A 16,821-nucleotide genomic window follows, 5' to 3' on the forward strand; every position below is an offset into this window, starting at 1 on the left:
TGCGCTGGTCGTGCAGTCACAGGATGTCGCCTCCCGTCCCGCCCGCCCAGCCGACCCGGTCACCGACGAGGAGCGGGCCGAGGCCACGCTCGTCGAGCACTATCCCCGGCTCGCCCGGATCGCCTACCTGGTGTTGCCGCCGGACCTCCCCCGCGCCCGGCGGGTGCTCACCGCGCACGGCCTGGTCCAGCGGGCGCTGCCCCGGGGACGCGGCGCGCGGTGGGCGGCCGGGGTGGTGGCCGCCCGGCGTTCCGCGGAGGACGAGGGCGTCGACCCCGGGTACGCCCTGGTGCGGGAACGGGTCCTGCGGGGCGCGCTGGCCGCGGCCCGACCCGTGAAGCGGTGGGCGCTGCTGCGCCGGGCCCGGCGCCGGCCCGCCCTGCCGGCGGTGTGGGGACTGAAGCTGCACCCCCACCCCGGGGGCGCCGGGGAACTCGCCCTGGCCCGGGAGTGGTCCGAACTGTCCGCCGAGGCCCGGGCCGCCCTGGTGCTCCGGGGCGTCGAACGGCTCTCCGACGAGGAGGCCGAGGAACTCCTCGCGGCGGTCGGGGTGGCCGACCCGGAGGACGCGCTCGCCGAGGCCGACGAGGTCGACCTCCGGTACGCCCTGTTGGAGTCGCCGGAGTTCGACCCGTGCACGCTCCGGGCCCGTCCCACCGATCTGGTGCGCCGCCGCCAGCACCTGCGGGCGGCGGGCGTCGCCCTCGCCGCGACGGTGGTGTGCGGGGCGCTGCTCGGGATGCCCGGCGAGGGCTGGGGCCCGGACGGGGCGGCGGCCCCGCCCTACGCCCGCAACCCGGCCGGGCAGGCGGCGCTGGACCCGGAGCAGTTGACCGCCGCCGAGCCCGACGCCTGGCGGAGCTCGCCGCGGACCGACTTCTCGGTGTGGCCGGCCCGCGGTGCGTTGACCGGTGACCGGGCCCTGTTGCGACGGGCGCTCGCGGTGTGGGCGCGGCCCGGCTCCACGGTGCGGGTGTCCGCGACCCCGGGCACCCAGGCGGGGGCCGCGCCGGGCCCGGCGCAACTGCTGTACGCGGGCCGGGTGGACGCGGCCCGGGTGGTGCTGCTGTACGACGGGCTGCGGGTGGTGCGCTACGCGGAGCCGGCGGAGGGCACCGAGATCGCCGCCCTGGACCTGGCCCGGGTGGACGGGGCGGAACGGGCCGCGGCGGGGGCGCTGGTGCTCGGCCGCTCCGACGGCAACGTCCGCTATCTGACCGCCCCCTGGGTGACCGGCGCCGCCGCCCGGGACCTGCGCAAGCCGGACGCCGAGCCGGTGGAGCTGGGCCGCAGTGCACAGGGGGTCACCGACCCGTTGCCGGGGCCCGGCCGCCCGGATCCGGACACCGGCGTCTGCGGTGCGGTCAACGCCCTCCAGCTGCGGGAGTCCGGGGGCGCCGGCCGGCTGCTCGCGGACCTCGGGGAGATCACCCCGGCCCGGCTCACCGCGGGCCCGCCCGGCTCGCCGCGGGACGTCGCCGGTCCGGACGCGTACGGGGAGTGGGCGAGCACCGCGTGCTCGCTGGCGGTGTTCCAGGGCCAGGGGGTGCGGTCGGTCAACTCGTGGGCGTACGCCCGGCAGCCGTTGCCGCAGGGCAACGGGGAGGCCCGCTGGCTCTGCACCCGGGGCGAGACCTGGCGCGGGCCACAGGCCCGGGTGCTCGCGCAGCTCCTCGCCCCGGGCAAGCCGGTGGCCGCGGTCGCCGCGCAGTCCTCGGGTGCGCCGGCGTGCGGCGCACGGGAGCCGCGGGTGTTGGCCGGGGCCCTGTGGAAGGCGAAGGCGGGCGACTGGTTCCTGTTGGCGGCCGGCAGCCGGCAGGTGACGGAGGTGGCCACCAGCGGCGACGTCACCGAACGGGCGTCGGGCCGGTTCCTCGCCGTGCCCACGGAGCAGGGGGTGCAGGCGGCGCTCGAAGGGCGCACCGCGGACGGGACCACCGTGCACGGCCTGCACTGACGCCCCTTCCGACGGAGGTCCCCGCGCCCGGGTGGGTGCGGGGACCTCCGTCGTCCGGGCCGGCGGTCAGGGGTGCGGGGCCGAATCCGGCAGACGGGGGTCCGGGGGACGGGGCGGCTCCCAGCCGGCGAGGGCGGGATCGTGGACCACGACCGGTACGGTCCGGCCGAGGGCCCGCAGCAGGGTCCCGTCCGTCGTGAGGGCGTCGGCGACCCGTTCGCAGGCGTCCGCGAACAACGCGTAGAGGGCCTCCGCGCAGTCGTCCTCCTCGGCGTCGGTGAGGTCGTCCCCGTCCTCGTACCAGTGGCCGAGCCGCACCGCCTCGGCGCGGAACGCCGCGGCCACCGGCCCGTCGCCGACGACCTCCCCGCCGGGCAGCCAGTGCAGCGGGTTCCACCGGGCCTCGTCGGTGCCGTGCCGGACGCGCTGCGCACGGAACCGGCCCTCCGTGTTGCCGCCGACCGTCAGCCGGGGACGGCGGGGGTCGTCGGCGATCCGGCCGATGCGGAAGGACAGCACGTAGACCTCCGGCCCCAGCGCTCGGGGCAGTCGGGAGAGGGCCGCGGCGGTGGCGCGGCGCAGGTGCGGCAGGAAGGAGGGGGACGCGAACGGGGTGGCCGGGGCGTCGGGGGGCGGGATGGGCGTGGTCATGGCGTCTTCGCGCTCCGGATGGTGGGGGAAGGGAAGAAGTGCCGTGTGTCGTGGGGGGTTCGAGCGACCTCGCGGTCGAGCCAGGAGTACTCCACCACGCGGGGGCCGGGCGTGCGGACCGGTCGGCCGAGAAAGTCACGGCCCCGCCTCGCGCCCCGGCCCGGGTGTGCACCCGGTCGCTCCCGCCGGGCGGTGGGGGACGGCGGGAACGAACCGGTACCTGAGGGTCCGGTAACGGTCCCGACGCCCCGCCGACATGCGGGTTCGCTGCGGTTATGGTGTCCCCCATGACGACCGGGGTGCGCCGCAGGATGGGTGTCGAGGAACGGCGACAGCAGCTGATCGGGGTTGCTCTCGACCTGTTCAGCCACCGCTCGCCCGAAGAGGTGTCCATCGATGAGATAGCCGTCGCGGCGGGCATATCCCGGCCGCTGGTCTACCACTACTTCCCCGGGAAACTGAGCCTGTACGAGGCGGCGTTGACCCGGGCCGCGGAGGACCTGGCGGCCCGGTTCCGGGAGCCGTGCGAAGGCGCGCTGGGCGACCGGCTGCTGCGGATGATGGGCCGCTTCTTCGACTTCGTGGACGAGCACGGGCCCGGGTTCGCGGCCCTGATGCGCGGCGGTCCGGCCGTCCCGACCGGTGGCGGCGGGGTGCCGGTGCCCGCGGCCTCGGCCACCAACGGCCTCGTCGATTCGGTACGGCAGACCGCGTACGAGCGGGTGCTCGGGCACCTGGGCGTGCCGCAGCCGCCGCCGCGGCTGGAGCTCGTGGTGCGGTCCTGGATCTCGCTGGTGGAGTCGACCGCCCTGCTCTGGCTGGACACCCGGAAGATCCCGCGCGGCGAGCTGGAGTTGCAGCTGGTGCACGACTTCGCGGCGCTGGTCGCGGTGAGTTCCGCCTACGACGAGGAGATGGCCGACATCCTGGTGCGCATCCTGGCGGACGAGCCCTCCGAGGGTCCCTTCGGCGACCTGGTCGGACGGCTGGTGTCCCTGGCGCCGCGCGCCGCGGCCTGATCCCGACGAGTGCTCCGCCGCTCAGGGAGTGCTCCACCAGACCGTGGTGTCGGGGGGCAGTTCACCGGCGACGGGCAGCGGTCCGCTGGACAGCAGCGGGGTGCCGGGGGCCGTCCAGGACACCGGTGCGCCGGTGGTGTTGGCGGCGCAGACGACGGCGCGCCCCTCGGCCTCGCGGCGGAAGGCCAGCACCCCGGGCGGGGCGTCGAGCCAGTCGACCCGGTCGCCGGCGCCGAGGGCGGGGTGGGCGCGACGGGTGGCGAGGGCCGACCGGTACAGCTCCAGGGTGGACCCGGCGGCGCCGGTCTGCGCCCGTACGCTCAGCCCTCCCCAGTCGGCGGGTTGCGGCAGCCACGAGCCTGCCGGGCCGAAGCCGTAGGAGGGGCCTTCCTCGGTCCACGGGATCGGGACGCGGCAACCGTCGCGGAAGCCGTCCTGGCCGGAGGCGCGGAAGAAGGAGGGGTCCTGGCGGGCCTCGTCGGGCAGGTCGACCACGTCGGGCAGCCCCAGTTCCTCGCCCTGGTACAGGTAGGCGGAGCCAGGCAGCGCCAGCATCAGCAGGGTCGCCGCGCGGGCCCGGCGCAGCCCGAGTCGACGGTCGCCGGCGGTGCGCAACTGGGTGCCGAGGCCCGGCGGGTTGGCGTACCGGGTGGCGTGCCGGGTGACGTCGTGGTTGGAGAGCACCCAGGTGGTGGGGGCGCCGACGGCGCGCATGGCGTCCAGGGAGCGGTCGACGACGGCGCGCAGCGCGCTGGCGTCCCAAGGGGTGGTGAGGTACGAGAAGTTGAACGCCTGGTGGAGTTCGTCGGGGCGGACGTAGCGGGCGGCCCGCTCGACGGTGGGGGTCCACGCCTCGGCGACGAAGATGCGCTCGCCCCGGTACTCGTCGAGGAGGGCGCGCCAGGAGCGGTAGACGGCGTGCACCCCGTCCTGGTCGAAGAAGGGTTTGGCGCCGCCGTCGAGCAGTCGCGCGTGCGCCGGGCCGCCGGCGTCGGGCAGCCCGGGGGGCTTGACCAGCCCGTGGGCGACGTCGATGCGGAAGCCGTCGACGCCCAGGTCGAGCCAGAACCGCAGGACGGAGCGGAACTCGTCGGCGACCGCCGGGTGGTCCCAGTTGAAGTCGGGTTGTTCCGGGGCGAACAGGTGGAGGTACCAGTCGCCGGGGGTGCCGTCCGGGCCGGTGGTGCGGGTCCAGGCCGGGCCGCCGAACACCGACTCCCAGTCGTTGGGCGGGAGTTCGCCGTGGGCGCCGCGGCCGGGGCGGAAGTGGTAACGCCGGCGCAGCGGGGAGTCGGGGCCGTCGGCGAGGGCACGGCGGAACCAGTCGTGGTGGTGGGAGGAGTGGTTGGGCACCAGGTCGACGATGATCCGCAGGCCGAGGGCGTGGGCGTCGGCGATCAGGGCTTCGGCGTCGGCGAGGGTGCCGAACACGGGGTCGACGGCCCGGTAGTCGGCGACGTCGTAGCCGGCGTCGGCCTGGGGCGAGGCGTAGAAGGGGCTGAGCCACACCGCGTCGACCCCGAGGTCACGCAGGTAGGGAAGGCGGGAGCGGATGCCCGGTAGGTCGCCCATGCCGTCGCCGTCGCTGTCGGCGAAGCTGCGCGGATACACCTGGTAGATGACGGCCTCGGTCCACCAGCCGGGGCGGACGGCGGTCCGGGTGACGGTCTGCGAGGGGTGGTCGTCGGGGTGCGGGCTCATGGCGTCCTTCGTGCGTCGGGGCCGGGGCGCGGGGAGGCCGTCCGCCGCGGGGCCTCCCGGGCGGGGTCGCCGGGGCGCGCCCGAGACGGCGGCGCCTCCGCGAAATCTCTTGCGGAAAGCATGCGCAAGGATTTGCACTTCCATGCCTGCCCGGGGCCGCCCGCCTCCGGCGGGGGTGGACTTCGCGCCACCGGTCGGGTCCGCGGGGGGGGTGCGGACCCGACCGCACGGGGTCAGTCCTGGCCGAGCCAGAGGTCGGGACCGAACACCTCGTAGTGGACGGACCGGGCGGGCACTCCGCAGCGCAGCAGGTCGCTGCGGAAGGAGCGCAGGAAGGGCAGCGGGCCGCACAGGTAGGCGGTGACGCCTTCGGGCAGGTCGAGGACGCCGGCGTCGGCCAGTCCGGTCCGGGCGGGGGTGCCGGTGTCGGGGCCGGGGTCCTCGTACCAGAGGTGCAGGGCGGCGTGCGGGAGCCGGTCGACCAGGGCGAGTTGTTCGGCGCGGTGGGCGTGGGAGCCGGGGCTGCGGTCGGCGTGGACGACGGTCACCGGGCGGGTGGGGGCGGTGGTGGCGAGGTGGTCGAGCATGGCGAGCATGGGGGTGCAGCCGATGCCGGCGGAGGCGAGGAGCAGGGGGCCGTCGCCGGGGGGCAGGACCAGGTCGCCGAAGGGGGCGGAGACGGTGAGCACGTCGCCGGGGCGGGCGTGCGCGTGGAGGTGGTGGGAGACCTCGCCGTCCGGGTCGGGGCCGCCGTCGACCCGTTTGACGGTGATGCGCCAGTGGTCGCGGCCGGGCGCGGCGGAGAGGCTGTACTGGCGGATCTGGTGGGCGCCGTCGGGGAGTTCGACCTGGACGCTGACGTACTGCCCGGGGCGGAAGGGGGCGAGCGGCAGGCCGTCCGCGGGGCGCAGGCCGAAGGAGACGGTGTCGGGGGTCTCGGCGTGCCGTTCGACGATCGTCATGGGGCGCCGGACCGCGCCGCCCGCGGTGCCGCTCTCCTCGTAGAGGCGGGCCTCGACGGCGATGAGGGCGTGGGCCATCAGCCAGTACACCTCGTCCCAGGCGGCGCCGACCTCGGGGGTGACGGCCTCACCGAGCACCTCGGCTATCGCCTCGAACAGGTGCTGGTGGACGACCTTGTACTGCTCGGGGGTGACGCCGAGGGAGGCGTGCTTGTGGGCGATCCGCTGGAGCAGGGCGTCCGGGCGCTCGTCGGGGCGCTCCAGCAGCATGCCGGCGAAGGCGGCGATGGAGCCGGCGAGGGCCTGCTTCTGGGTGCCGCTGGCCTGGTTGCCGCGGTTGAAGAGGTCACGCAGGAGGGTCGGGTGGGCCTCGAAGAGCTTGCGGTAGAAGAGGTCGGTGATGTCGGTGATGTGAGCACCGACCACCGGGAGGGTGGCGCGGACGATCGGAACGGACCGTGCTGAGAGCACAACGACTCCTCGTCGGTTAATTGGTAAAGGATCTTCGTATTCACGCGATCGACGGATGCGACCGCGCACCCGGGGTGCGACTCAGGGACGCGGTCGCCCGACCAGGCCGAGCAGCACCGGCCCGGTGGGGGGTGCCGCGAGTTCGCCCACGGTCAGCGGATCGAGCGCGGCGTAGAAGGCGTTCTGCGCCTCGCGCAGCGCCCGGCGGAGCCGACAGGCCCCCCGCAACGGACAGGGCGAGTCCCCCTCGCACTCCACGACCTCCCCCTCTCCCTCCAGGTCACGGACGAGTTGACCGACCGAGGTGTGCCGCCCGGCCGCGGTGAGCGCGAGCCCCCCGCCGCGCCCCCGGCGCGCTTCGACCACGCCCAGGTGCTGGAGCCGGGCGACGGCCTTCGCCAGGTGGGTGTAGGGCACGTCCATGGCCTCGGACACCTCGCGCGTGGTGAGCGGAGCGCCACCCTCCGAGGCGGCGAGGCTCATCACGGCACGGAGGGCCAGGTCGGTGAACTTGGTCAAGCGCATGCCCGGACGCTATCAAATAGGCATCTCATCTTCTTATTTGGGGGGTCGCTTTCGGACACGGCCGGGGAACCGCCGACCTCACCCGCGGTCCCCGCCCCCTCCCGCTGCGTATACGTTGGGCGCGCGGGCGCCGACCGCCGCGCCCATGACGCACGTTCGCCCGTCCGGCACGATCCGAGGGAGCCCGATGAGTCAGCAGCCCACGGCGAGCCCCGCCCCGGCACCCGCCCCGCCCCCGGCCGCGCGGCTCGCCGACATCGCGGCGCGGGTGGGGGTCAGCGAGGCGACCGTCAGCCGGGTGCTCAACGGGCGGCCCGGGGTCGCCGCGGCCACCCGCCGCTCGGTGCTCGCCGCCCTCGACGGGCTCGGCTACGAGCGGCCGACCCGGCTGCGGGCCCGCAGCGCCGGACTGGTCGGCCTGATCATCCCGGAGCTGGACAACCCGATCTTCCCGGCGCTCGCCCAGGTGATCGGCCAGGCCCTGACCCGACAGGGCTACACCCCGGTGCTCGCCACCCAGACCCCGGGCGGCTCCTCCGAGGACGAACTCACCGACCTGCTGGTGGAACGCGGGGTGCGCGGCATCATCTACGTGTCCGGACTGCACTCCGACACCACCGCCGACCCCGGCCGCTACGAACGGCTGCGCGTCCAGGGCGTGCCCTTCGTCCTGGTCGACGGGTACGCGCCGGGCGTGCGCGCCCCGTTCATCTCCCCCGACGACCGGGCGGCGATGCGGTTGGCCGTCACGCACCTGGTCTCCCTGGGGCACGTCCGGATCGGACTGGCGCTCGGACCGGTCCGGTTCGTGCCCGTGCAGCGCAAGATCGAGGGCTTCGTCCGCGCGGTGCGCGAACAGCTCGGCCTGGACGAGGACGAGATCACCGGGCGGCTGATCGCGCACTCCCTGTTCTCGGTGGAGGGCGGCCAGGCCGCGGCCGGCACCCTGCTGGAGCGGGGGTGCACGGCGCTGGTGTGCGCCAGCGACCTGATGGCCCTGGGTGCGGTGCGCGCCGCCCGGCAGCGGGGCCGCGCGGTCCCCGGCGAGGTGTCCGTCGTCGGATTCGACGACTCCCCGCTGATGGCGTTCACCGATCCCCCGCTCACCACCGTCCGCAAGCCCGTGCCCGCGATGGGGCAGGCCGCGGTGCGCGCCCTCCTGGAGGAGATCGACGCGTCGCCGGCCCCGCACAGCGAGTTCGTGTTCCAGCCGGAACTGGTGGTCCGCGGCTCCACCGGATCCGCCCCGGGGCGCAACCCCCGCCGGCCCGAGGACGTCTAGCACTCCGAATGCCCCGGGGCGGCCACCAGCGCCGACGCTGAGGGGGCGCGAGCACGAGGGGGCAACGGGGTGCGGGACGGGACCGTCCGGGGGATGATCGGACTGACCAGGTCATCTGGCAGACTCTTCCCCCATGGGTGAGACGACCGTGACACAACTGGAAGGCCGACAGCAGGCCGCCAGCGGGCAACCCGGTACCGCTCCCCAGGACGGTGCCGCGCCCGCGGACCGGCACGAGGACACCGCGGCGCCGCACGGGACGGACCCCCGCGGACCGCTCGGTCCGCGCCGACTGCTCGACCGGATGCGGGCTCCGCGCCGTCCCCGACTCTGGTTCGAGGTCCTGCTGATCGCCATCAGCTACTGGACGTACTCGCTGGTCCGCAACGCCGTGCCCGAGCAGAAGGCACAGGCGATGCGGAACGCCCACTGGATCTGGGACGTCGAGCAGAGCATGGGACTGGCCTTCGAGAAGGCCGTCAACCACGCCGTGGACTCGGTGACCTGGCTCGTCGTGGGGATGAACTACTACTACGCCACGCTGCACTTCATCGTGACGCTGGGTGTGCTGGTGTGGCTGTTCCGCAGCCATCCCGGCCGCTACGCGGCGACCCGCACCGTGCTCTTCGCCACCACCGGGGTGGCCCTGCTCGGCTACTACCTGTACCCGTTGGCGCCCCCGCGGCTGATGACCGGCGGCGGCTTCATCGACACCGTCCTGGTCCACGAGACCTGGGGGTCGATGGCCTCCGGGGACCTGAAGAACATGTCCAACCAGTACGCGGCCATGCCGTCCATGCACATCGGCTGGTCGCTGTGGTGCGGGCTCACCCTGTACTTCCTGGCCCGGGTGCCCTGGGTGAAGGTGCTGGGCCTGTTGTACCCGGTGCTCACCCTGGTCGTCATCGTCGCCACCGCCAACCACTTCTGGCTGGACGCGGTCGGCGGGATGGTCTGCCTCGCCTTCGGCTACGGCGTGGCCCGCGCCTGGTACGGCCGCTGGCCCTCGGAGCTGCCCCGGCTCGTACCGAACGACCGCACCGGCTGACCCGGGCCGGGCCGCCCGGCGGCCGGGCTCAACCCCGGTGGACGACGCGCCCCGCCACGGTGGTCAGCACCACCGGCGCTCCGGCCACCTCGTCGGCGGGGGCCGCCACCGGGTCCACTCCGAACGCCGTGAGATCGGCCCGACGGCCCGGGGCGATCCGGCCGGCCTCCCGCTCCTCCCCCGCCGCGAGCGCGGCATGGGAGGTGAGCCCCTCCAGGGCCATCAGCCCGGTGAGCCCGGGCCGGGCGGCGGCGGCCCCGCGCGGGGAACGGGCGGTGGCCAGCACCCCGCGCGCGTCGAAGGGCGCGATCGGCCAGTCCGAGCCGAGGGCCACCACCGCGCCCGCGTCCCGCAGGTCCCGCACCCGCCAGGCCCGCCCGGCGCGCTCGGGCCCCAGCCGCCGGGACCACTCGTCACCGTGGTCGGCCCGGGTGTAGGCGCTGTGCGGCGGCTGCATCGAAGCGATCACTCCGAGGGCGGCGAAGCGCGGCACCAGGGCGTCCGGCACGGTCTCGACGTGCTCGATCCGGTGCCGCATCCGGCCGCCCGGGCCGAGCGACCCCACGGTGTCCAACACGTGTCCGACCGCCGCGTCCCCGATGGCGTGGGTGATGGTGCGGACCCCGGCCCCGTGCAGGTACCGCACCGCCTCCGCATACGCCCCGGGGTCGGGCCACAGCGCCTCGGTGCCCTGTCCGTGGCGGTCCGGGTGCGCCAGCCAGGCGGTGCCGCCCTCGACCGTGCCGTCCATGAAGAACTTCACCCCGCCCACCCGCCAGTCTGGCCCCTGTCTGCCCTGGAGGGCGACCAGCGCGTCCAGGGCGTCCCGGTCGGCGCCGGGCATGCACCAGGGCGCCAACCGCAACCGCAACGGCAGCCCGCCGGCCTCCTCGGACACCGAGGCCAGCAGCTCCAAGTCACCGAGGTCCATCACCTGGGCCCCGGTCAGCCCGGTGGCGGCCATCGCCGACAACAGGTCGCGCAGCCGGGCCCGGCGCTCGGCGCGCGGCAGCCGGGGCAGGACCGGGGCCACCAGGTCCATCGCGGCCTGCTCGATCAGATGGCCGGTGGGCCCGTCCGCGTCGCACACCACCTCGGCGCGCTGGCCGAACTCCCGGGGGCCGGTGATCCCGGCCGCGGCCAGGGCGGCCCCGCTGGCCAGCGCGGAGTGGCCGTCGTAGAGCCGCAGCAGGGTCGGCGCACCCCCCACCGCCTCCTCGATCGCGGCGCGGTGCGGCGCCGCCCCGCCGAAGGCGTTGTGGTCCAGGCCCCAGCCGAGCACCCACCCCCCGGTCCGCTCCGCCCCGGCGAGCGCCGCCCGCAGCCCGGCCGGGTCGGTGACCCCGCTCAGGTCGACCCCGGTGGCCAGCTCCAACCCCCACACCGGGTGGCTGTGGGCGTCGGTGAGACCCGGCACGAGGGTCGCCCCGGCCAGGTCCACCACCTCGGTACCGCTGCCGCGCCAGTCACGGACCTCGTCCGGCGCGCCCACCGCGACGATCCGGCCGGCCCGGACGGCGACCGCGACGTCCTCGCTGACCGGGGGCAGGGCGGGATCGAGGGTACGGACCCGGGCCCCGGTCAGCAGGAGGTCGGCGGTGCGGGCGGCGGGGTCCGGCATGACGGCTCCTTCTCTCCGCGACAGAAACCTAAAGCCTGTCGGTTCCAGCACGGTAACCTGTGCCCGGGCGATCCGGAAGGCCGGACTCCGCCCCCTCCGACCACCCCCCGGGAAGGCCCCACGGCATGGCACGACCCCGCACCCCGCTACTGGACCGGGACCGGATCACCACGGCCGCACTGGAACTGGTCGACGCCCGGGGCGACTTCAGCGTGCCGCAGATCGCCGCCCGGCTCGGGGTGCGCACCGCCTCCGTCTACCACCACGTCGACGGGCGGGACGGGATCGTGGAACTGCTCCGGGAGCGGATCACCGACGCCATCGACCCCGCCACCCTCGACGAGGAGCCCTGGGACCGGGCGGTGGCCGCCTGGGCCCGCTCCTACCGCGCCGCCTTCGCCGCGCACCCCCGGGCGATCCCCCTGCTGACCGCCTCGCCGGTGCGGGCGCCCCGCGTCCTCGACCAGTACGAACGCGCGGTGGTGCGGCTGTTGGCGGCCGGCTTCCCGCTGCCCGAAGTGCTGCCGGTGGTCGTGGCACTGGAGAACCTGGTCCTGGGGTCGGCCCTCGACCTGGCCGCTCCGGAGACGATGTGGGAACCGCCCGCGGGGGCGCGCACCCCGCAGCTCGCCCGCGCCCTGGCCGCGGTCGGCCCGGACCGGGCCGACCGGGCCTTCGAGCTGGCCCTGGCCGGCTTCCTCACCCGGGCCGCCGCACTGCGGGGACCGGCCGCGCCTCAGGAACCGTAGAAGACCTCGTCCACCACCGCACGGGCCCGCCGGGTGGTGCGGCGGTAGGCGTCCAGGAGTTCTCCCACCTGCCCCGGGCCGTACCCCAGGTACCGGCCCACCGCGGCGAGCTCGCGACCGTCCGAGGGGAAGGTGTCGCCCGCCCGGCCGCGCACCAGCATCACCGCGTTGCGCACCCGGGAGGCCAGCACCCACGCCTCGTCCAGCACCTCGGCGTCCGGACCGTCCAGCAGCCCCGCCGCGGTCGCCGCGGCCAGTGCCGGGCGGGTCCGGGTGGTGCGCAGGCCCGGCTCCGACCAGCCGTGCCGCAGTTGCAGCAGTTGCACCGTCCACTCCACGTCGGAGAGGCCCCCGCGGCCCAGCTTGGTGTGCAGGGTGGGGTCGGCGCCCCGGGGCAGGCGTTCGGACTCCATCCGCGCCTTCAGCCGCCGGATCTCGCGCACCGCGTCCGGTCCGATGCCCTCCGCCGGATAGCGCAGGGGGTCGACCAGTTCCATGAACCGCTGCCCCAGCTCGGCGTCCCCGGCGACCGGTTCGGCCCGCAGCAGGGCCTGCGACTCCCACACCAGCGACCAGCGCCGGTAGTAGGCGGCGTACGAACCGAGGGTGCGCACGAGCGGCCCGCTCTTGCCCTCCGGACGCAGGTCCGCGTCGATCAGCAGCGGCGGGTCCGCGCTGGGGATCTGGAGCAGGCGCCGCACCTCGGCGACCACGGTGGCCGCGGCCTTGGCGGCGGTCTGCTCGTCCACCCCCGGACGGGGCTCGTGGACGAAGAGCACGTCGGCGTCGGAGCCGTAGGAGAGTTCCTGCCCGCCGAAGCGGCCCATGCCGATGACCGCGAACCGGGTGGGCAGCTCCTCGCCCCACCCCGCGCGCACCACGGCGCGCAGGGTGCCCGCGATGGTCGCCGCGGTCAGGTCGGAGACGGCCCCGCCGACCAGGTCCACCAGGGCGCCCTGGTCGGCGACGGCCGGGGCCTCCTCGGTGCCGTAGGAGGCGACGATGTCAGCGGCGGCGGTGCGCAGCAGCTCGCGGCGGCGCATGCCGCGGGCGGCGGCCACCGCCTGCTCCGCCCCGTCCGCGCGCCGGACGGCCGCGAGCACCTCCTGCTCCAGCGGCTCCCGACCGCGCGGCCGCAGCCCGCTGGCGTCGCCGAGCAGGGCCACCGCCTCCGGGGCCCGCATCAGCAGGTCCGGGGCGAGCCGACCGGCGGACAGCACCCGGGCCAGGTTCTCCGCGGCGGCGCCCTCGTCCCTCAGCAGCCGCAGGTACCAGGGGGTCTTGCCGAGCGCGTCGGAGACCTTGCGGAAGTTCAACAGGCCGGCGTCCGGGTCGGCGGAGTCGGCGAACCAGCCCAACAGCACGGGCAGCAGGGTCCGCTGGATGGCCGCCTTGCGGCTGACCCCGGAGGCCAGGGCCTCCAGGTGCCGCAGCGCTGCGGCCGGATCGGCGTAGCCGAGGGCCACCAGCCGTTCCCGGGCCGCCTCGGTGCTCAGCCGGGTCTCCCCGGGCGCCAGTTGGGCGACGGCGTCCAGGAGGGGGCGGTAGAACAGCTTCTCGTTGAGGCGCCGCACCACCGAGGTGTGGCGGCGCCAGGCCCGGTCGAGCTCGGTGATGGGCTCGGTGCGCATGCCCAGCGAGCGCCCTATGCGCCGCTGGTCGGCCTCGCCCTCGGGGACCAGGTGGGTGCGGCGCAGCCGGAACAGTTGGATGCGGTGTTCCAGGGTGCGCAGGAAGCGGTAGGCGTCGTCGAGCTGGGCGGCGTCGACCCGGCCCACGTACCCGCCGCGGGCCAGGGCGGCCAGCGCGTCCAGGGTGGTGCCGCTGCGCAGCGAGGTGTCGGCCCGGCCGTGCACCAGTTGGAGCAGTTGCACGGCGAACTCGACGTCCCGCAGCCCGCCGGGGCCCAGCTTGAGTTCGCGGTCCACCTCGCCGGCCGGGATGTTCTCGATCACCCGGCGGCGCATCTTCTGCACGTCGGCGACGAAGTTGTCGCGCTCCGCGGCCTGCCACACCAGGGGGGCGAGGGTGGCGACGTACCGGGCGCCCAGCTCCTCGTCGCCGGCGACCGGGCGGGCCTTGAGCAGTGCCTGGAACTCCCAGGTCTTCGCCCAGCGCTGGTAGTAGGCGAGGTGGCTGGAGAGGGTGCGCACCAGCGGACCGTTGCGGCCCTCGGGACGGAGGTTGGCGTCGACGGGCCAGATGGTCCCCTCGACGGTGGTCTCCGAGCAGATCCGCATCAGGTGGGCGGCGAGCCGGGTCGCGGCCTGGAGCGCCGCGGTCTCGTCGCCGTCCTCGGCGCCGGCGGCCGGTTCGGCGACGAAGATGACGTCCACGTCGGAGACGTAGTTCAGCTCGTGGCCGCCGGTCTTGCCCATGGCGATCACGGCCAGCCGGCACCGCGCCGCGTCCTCGGGGCCGGCCGCGGAGGCGATGGCGAGGGCCGCGCGCAGGGTCGCGGTCGCCAGGTCGGCGAGTTCGGCGGCGGTCTGGGCCACGTCGGTGGTGCCGCACACGTCGCGGGCGGCGATCGACAGCAGGCAGCGCCGGTAGGCGACCCGCAACGAGACCGGGTCGGTGGCGGCGGCCAGCCCCCGTTCGAACTCCGCCACCCCGGGGTGCAGGTCCTGGGCCTCGTAGGTGGTGAGGGCGCGCCAGTCGCCGGGGTGGCGGGCCAGGTGGTCGGCGAGCGCCTCGGAGGCGCCGAGCACCCCGAGCAGCCGGTCCCGCAGCGGTTTGGCGGTGAGCAGGGTGTCGAGCAGTTCCTGGTGGCCGAGTTCGTCCGGTTGGGCCTCGACCAGGCGGACGAGTCCGACCAGGGCGAGGTCCGGGTCGGCGGTGCGGCCGAGCGCGTCCAGCAGCACCGGATCGGCGCGCGCCGGGGCCAGTGCCTCCCCGTCGAGCAGCCGCTCGGCGGTGGAGGGGTCGGTGAAGCCGTGCCTGAGCAGGCGCGTGAAGGTGCTGCTGCGGCGTCCGCTCGACACCGGCGGCCCCGACGGCACCGTCATCCGTCCGTCCCCCTGTTCCGTTCCGTCCGTGCTGTTCGCCCTGGTCCGTACTGCGGTGTCGCGGGGGTGCCCGTGCTCCGCGGCGGCCGGTCCCCGTCCGACGGAAGATCACACCGCACGCCGAGCCTACGTCCTCGGCCCCGGGTTCCGCCCCAGGGCACCGCCCCGGACGCGTCCGGCGCCCGGCCGCTCCCCGGGTGGCGGGTCCGACCGTTACGGAGACCCGGATCAGCAGGCACTATGGGCACAGAGCCACCGAGGGGCACCCGGCCGCGGACCTGCGCCGGGCGCCCGCAACGTGCCGGAAACCGTGTGGTGGGATGCTCGTGACGGGGCCTGTCCCAGGGCACCGGAGCACGCGGCCCGACCAGCAAGGATGGGGAAGTCGACAATGGACAAGCAGCAGGAATTCGTGCTCCGCACGCTGGAGGAGCGCGACATCCGGTTCGTACGCCTGTGGTTCACGGACGTGCTGGGCTTCCTGAAGTCCGTCGCGGTCGCGCCGGCGGAGCTTGAGCAGGCGTTCGACGAGGGCATCGGCTTCGACGGCTCCGCCATCGAGGGCTTCGCCCGGGTGTACGAGTCCGACATGATCGCCAAGCCCGACCCGGGGACCTTCCAGGTGCTGCCGTGGCGGGCGGAGGCGCCGGGCACCGCCCGGATGTTCTGCGACATCCTGATGCCGGACGGCTCCCCGTCCTACGCGGACCCCCGCTACGTGCTCAAGCGGGCCCTGGCCAAGACCTCCGACCTGGGCTTCACCTTCTACACCCACCCCGAGATCGAGTTCTTCCTGCTGAAGGACCGGCCGCTGGACGGCTCCCGGCCCACCCCCGCCGACAACTCCGGCTACTTCGACCACACCCCGCAGAACGTCGGCATGGACTTCCGCCGGCAGGCCATCACCATGCTGGAGTCGATGGGCATCTCGGTGGAGTTCAGCCACCACGAGGGCGCTCCGGGACAGCAGGAGATCGACCTGCGGTACGCGGACGCGCTCTCCACGGCGGACAACATCATGACCTTCCGGCTGGTGATGAAGCAGGTGGCGCTGGAGCAGGGGGTGCAGGCCACGTTCATGCCCAAGCCGTTCTCCGAGCACCCGGGCTCCGGGATGCACACCCACCTCTCGCTGTTCGAGGGCGACCGCAACGCCTTCTACGAGTCGGGCGCCGAGTACCAGCTCTCCAAGGTGGGCCGGTCCTTCATCGCCGGCCTGCTGCGGCACGCGGCGGAGATCTCCGCGGTGACCAACCAGTGGGTGAACTCGTACAAGCGGATCTGGGGCGGTTCGGAGCGCACCGCGGGCGCCGGCGGCGAGGCCCCCTCGTACATCTGTTGGGGCCACAACAACCGTTCGGCGTTGATCCGGGTGCCCATGTACAAGCCGGGCAAGACCGGTTCGGCGCGGGTGGAGGTCCGCTCCCTGGACTCGGGGGCGAACCCGTACCTCTCGTACGCGGTGCTGCTGGCCGCGGGCCTCAAGGGCATCGAGGAGGGGTACGAGCTGCCGCCGGGCGCCGACGACGACGTCTGGGCCCTGTCGGACGGGGAGCGACGGGCGATGGGCATCGAGCCGCTGCCGCAGAACCTGGGCGAGGCGATCCGGTTGATGGAGCGCAGCGAGCTGGTCGCCGAGACGCTCGGCGAACACGTGTACGACTTCTTCCTGCGGAACAAGAAGTCCGAGTGGGAGGAGTACCGCTCCGAGGTCACCGCCTTCGAGCTGCGGAAGAACCTCCCGGTGCTGTAGGCCCCTCAGTGGGTCCGGGCGCCGCCGGCCCGGGCGGGGCGGTGCCCGCAGGACATCGCGTCGGAGTGACGATT

The 16,821-nt window shown here is 74.9% G+C and carries 12 protein-coding genes; 6 read left to right on the top strand and 6 right to left on the bottom strand.

The annotated features are described in order from the left end of the window. Positions 1–10 precede the first annotated feature (10 nt). Entirely contained in the window at positions 11–1,957 is a 1,947-nt protein-coding gene (locus tag ACSMX9_RS06060; protein ID WP_445400563.1) for a hypothetical protein, read from the top strand. Positions 1,958–2,023: 66 nt separating this feature from the next. On the opposite strand, the gene ACSMX9_RS06065 is transcribed toward ACSMX9_RS06060, so the two are convergent. After that, positions 2,024–2,608, bottom strand: coding sequence for a hypothetical protein (locus tag ACSMX9_RS06065; RefSeq protein ID WP_445400564.1), 585 nt, complete (start codon positions 2,606–2,608; stop codon positions 2,024–2,026). A gap of 287 nt (positions 2,609–2,895) precedes the next feature. On the opposite strand from ACSMX9_RS06065, the gene ACSMX9_RS06070 reads away from it, so the two are divergent. Next, positions 2,896–3,627, top strand: a complete 732-nt coding sequence (locus ACSMX9_RS06070; RefSeq protein ID WP_366115712.1) for a TetR/AcrR family transcriptional regulator — start codon at positions 2,896–2,898, stop codon at positions 3,625–3,627. Between the two features lie 21 nt (positions 3,628–3,648). On the opposite strand, the gene ACSMX9_RS06075 is transcribed toward ACSMX9_RS06070, so the two are convergent. The 3 genes from ACSMX9_RS06075 to ACSMX9_RS06085 all read right to left on the bottom strand — a co-directional run bounded on the left by ACSMX9_RS06075 (position 3,649) and on the right by ACSMX9_RS06085 (position 7,286). Continuing rightward, positions 3,649–5,328: a glycoside hydrolase family 13 protein gene (locus tag ACSMX9_RS06075; RefSeq protein ID WP_445400566.1), complete on the bottom strand. Its 1,680-nt coding sequence runs from the start codon at positions 5,326–5,328 to the stop codon at positions 3,649–3,651. A 233-nt stretch (positions 5,329–5,561) separates the two neighbouring features. After that, a complete protein-coding gene (locus ACSMX9_RS06080) occupies positions 5,562–6,761 on the bottom strand; it encodes a globin domain-containing protein (RefSeq protein ID WP_445400568.1) in 1,200 nt (399 codons plus the stop codon). Positions 6,762–6,842: 81 nt separating this feature from the next. Further along, on the bottom strand, positions 6,843–7,286 hold the full coding sequence (locus tag ACSMX9_RS06085) for an RrF2 family transcriptional regulator (RefSeq protein ID WP_445400570.1): 444 nt from the start codon (positions 7,284–7,286) through the stop codon (positions 6,843–6,845). A gap of 187 nt (positions 7,287–7,473) precedes the next feature. On the opposite strand from ACSMX9_RS06085, the gene ACSMX9_RS06090 reads away from it, so the two are divergent. Both ACSMX9_RS06090 and ACSMX9_RS06095 read left to right on the top strand, forming a co-directional pair. After that, entirely contained in the window at positions 7,474–8,568 is a 1,095-nt protein-coding gene (locus ACSMX9_RS06090; RefSeq protein WP_445400572.1) for a LacI family DNA-binding transcriptional regulator, read from the top strand. Between the two features lie 133 nt (positions 8,569–8,701). Continuing rightward, positions 8,702–9,616, top strand: a complete 915-nt coding sequence (locus ACSMX9_RS06095) for a phosphatase PAP2 family protein (protein WP_445400574.1) — start codon at positions 8,702–8,704, stop codon at positions 9,614–9,616. Between the two features lie 28 nt (positions 9,617–9,644). On the opposite strand, the gene ACSMX9_RS06100 is transcribed toward ACSMX9_RS06095, so the two are convergent. Next, positions 9,645–11,237 (bottom strand): amidohydrolase, encoded by a 1,593-nt coding sequence (locus ACSMX9_RS06100; RefSeq protein WP_445400575.1) that lies wholly within the window; start codon positions 11,235–11,237, stop codon positions 9,645–9,647. Positions 11,238–11,362: 125 nt separating this feature from the next. On the opposite strand from ACSMX9_RS06100, the gene ACSMX9_RS06105 reads away from it, so the two are divergent. Beyond that, complete coding sequence (locus ACSMX9_RS06105; protein WP_445400577.1) at positions 11,363–11,986, top strand: TetR/AcrR family transcriptional regulator; 624 nt, start codon at positions 11,363–11,365, stop codon at positions 11,984–11,986. Here the strand turns inward: ACSMX9_RS06105 and ACSMX9_RS06110 are convergent. Continuing rightward, the gene (locus ACSMX9_RS06110) at positions 11,974–14,994 is read right to left on the bottom strand and encodes a bifunctional [glutamine synthetase] adenylyltransferase/[glutamine synthetase]-adenylyl-L-tyrosine phosphorylase (RefSeq protein ID WP_445400579.1); all 3,021 of its coding nucleotides are present in this window, start codon (positions 14,992–14,994) and stop codon (positions 11,974–11,976) included. The two genes, ACSMX9_RS06105 and ACSMX9_RS06110, sit on opposite strands and share 13 nt — an antisense overlap. 391 nt (positions 14,995–15,385) lie before the next feature. On the opposite strand from ACSMX9_RS06110, the gene glnA reads away from it, so the two are divergent. After that, on the top strand, positions 15,386–16,747 hold the full coding sequence (gene glnA / locus ACSMX9_RS06115; RefSeq protein WP_445400581.1) for a type I glutamate--ammonia ligase: 1,362 nt from the start codon (positions 15,386–15,388) through the stop codon (positions 16,745–16,747). Positions 16,748–16,821: the final 74 nt, after the last annotated feature.

Source organism: Streptomyces sp. LE64 (assembly GCF_052606915.1).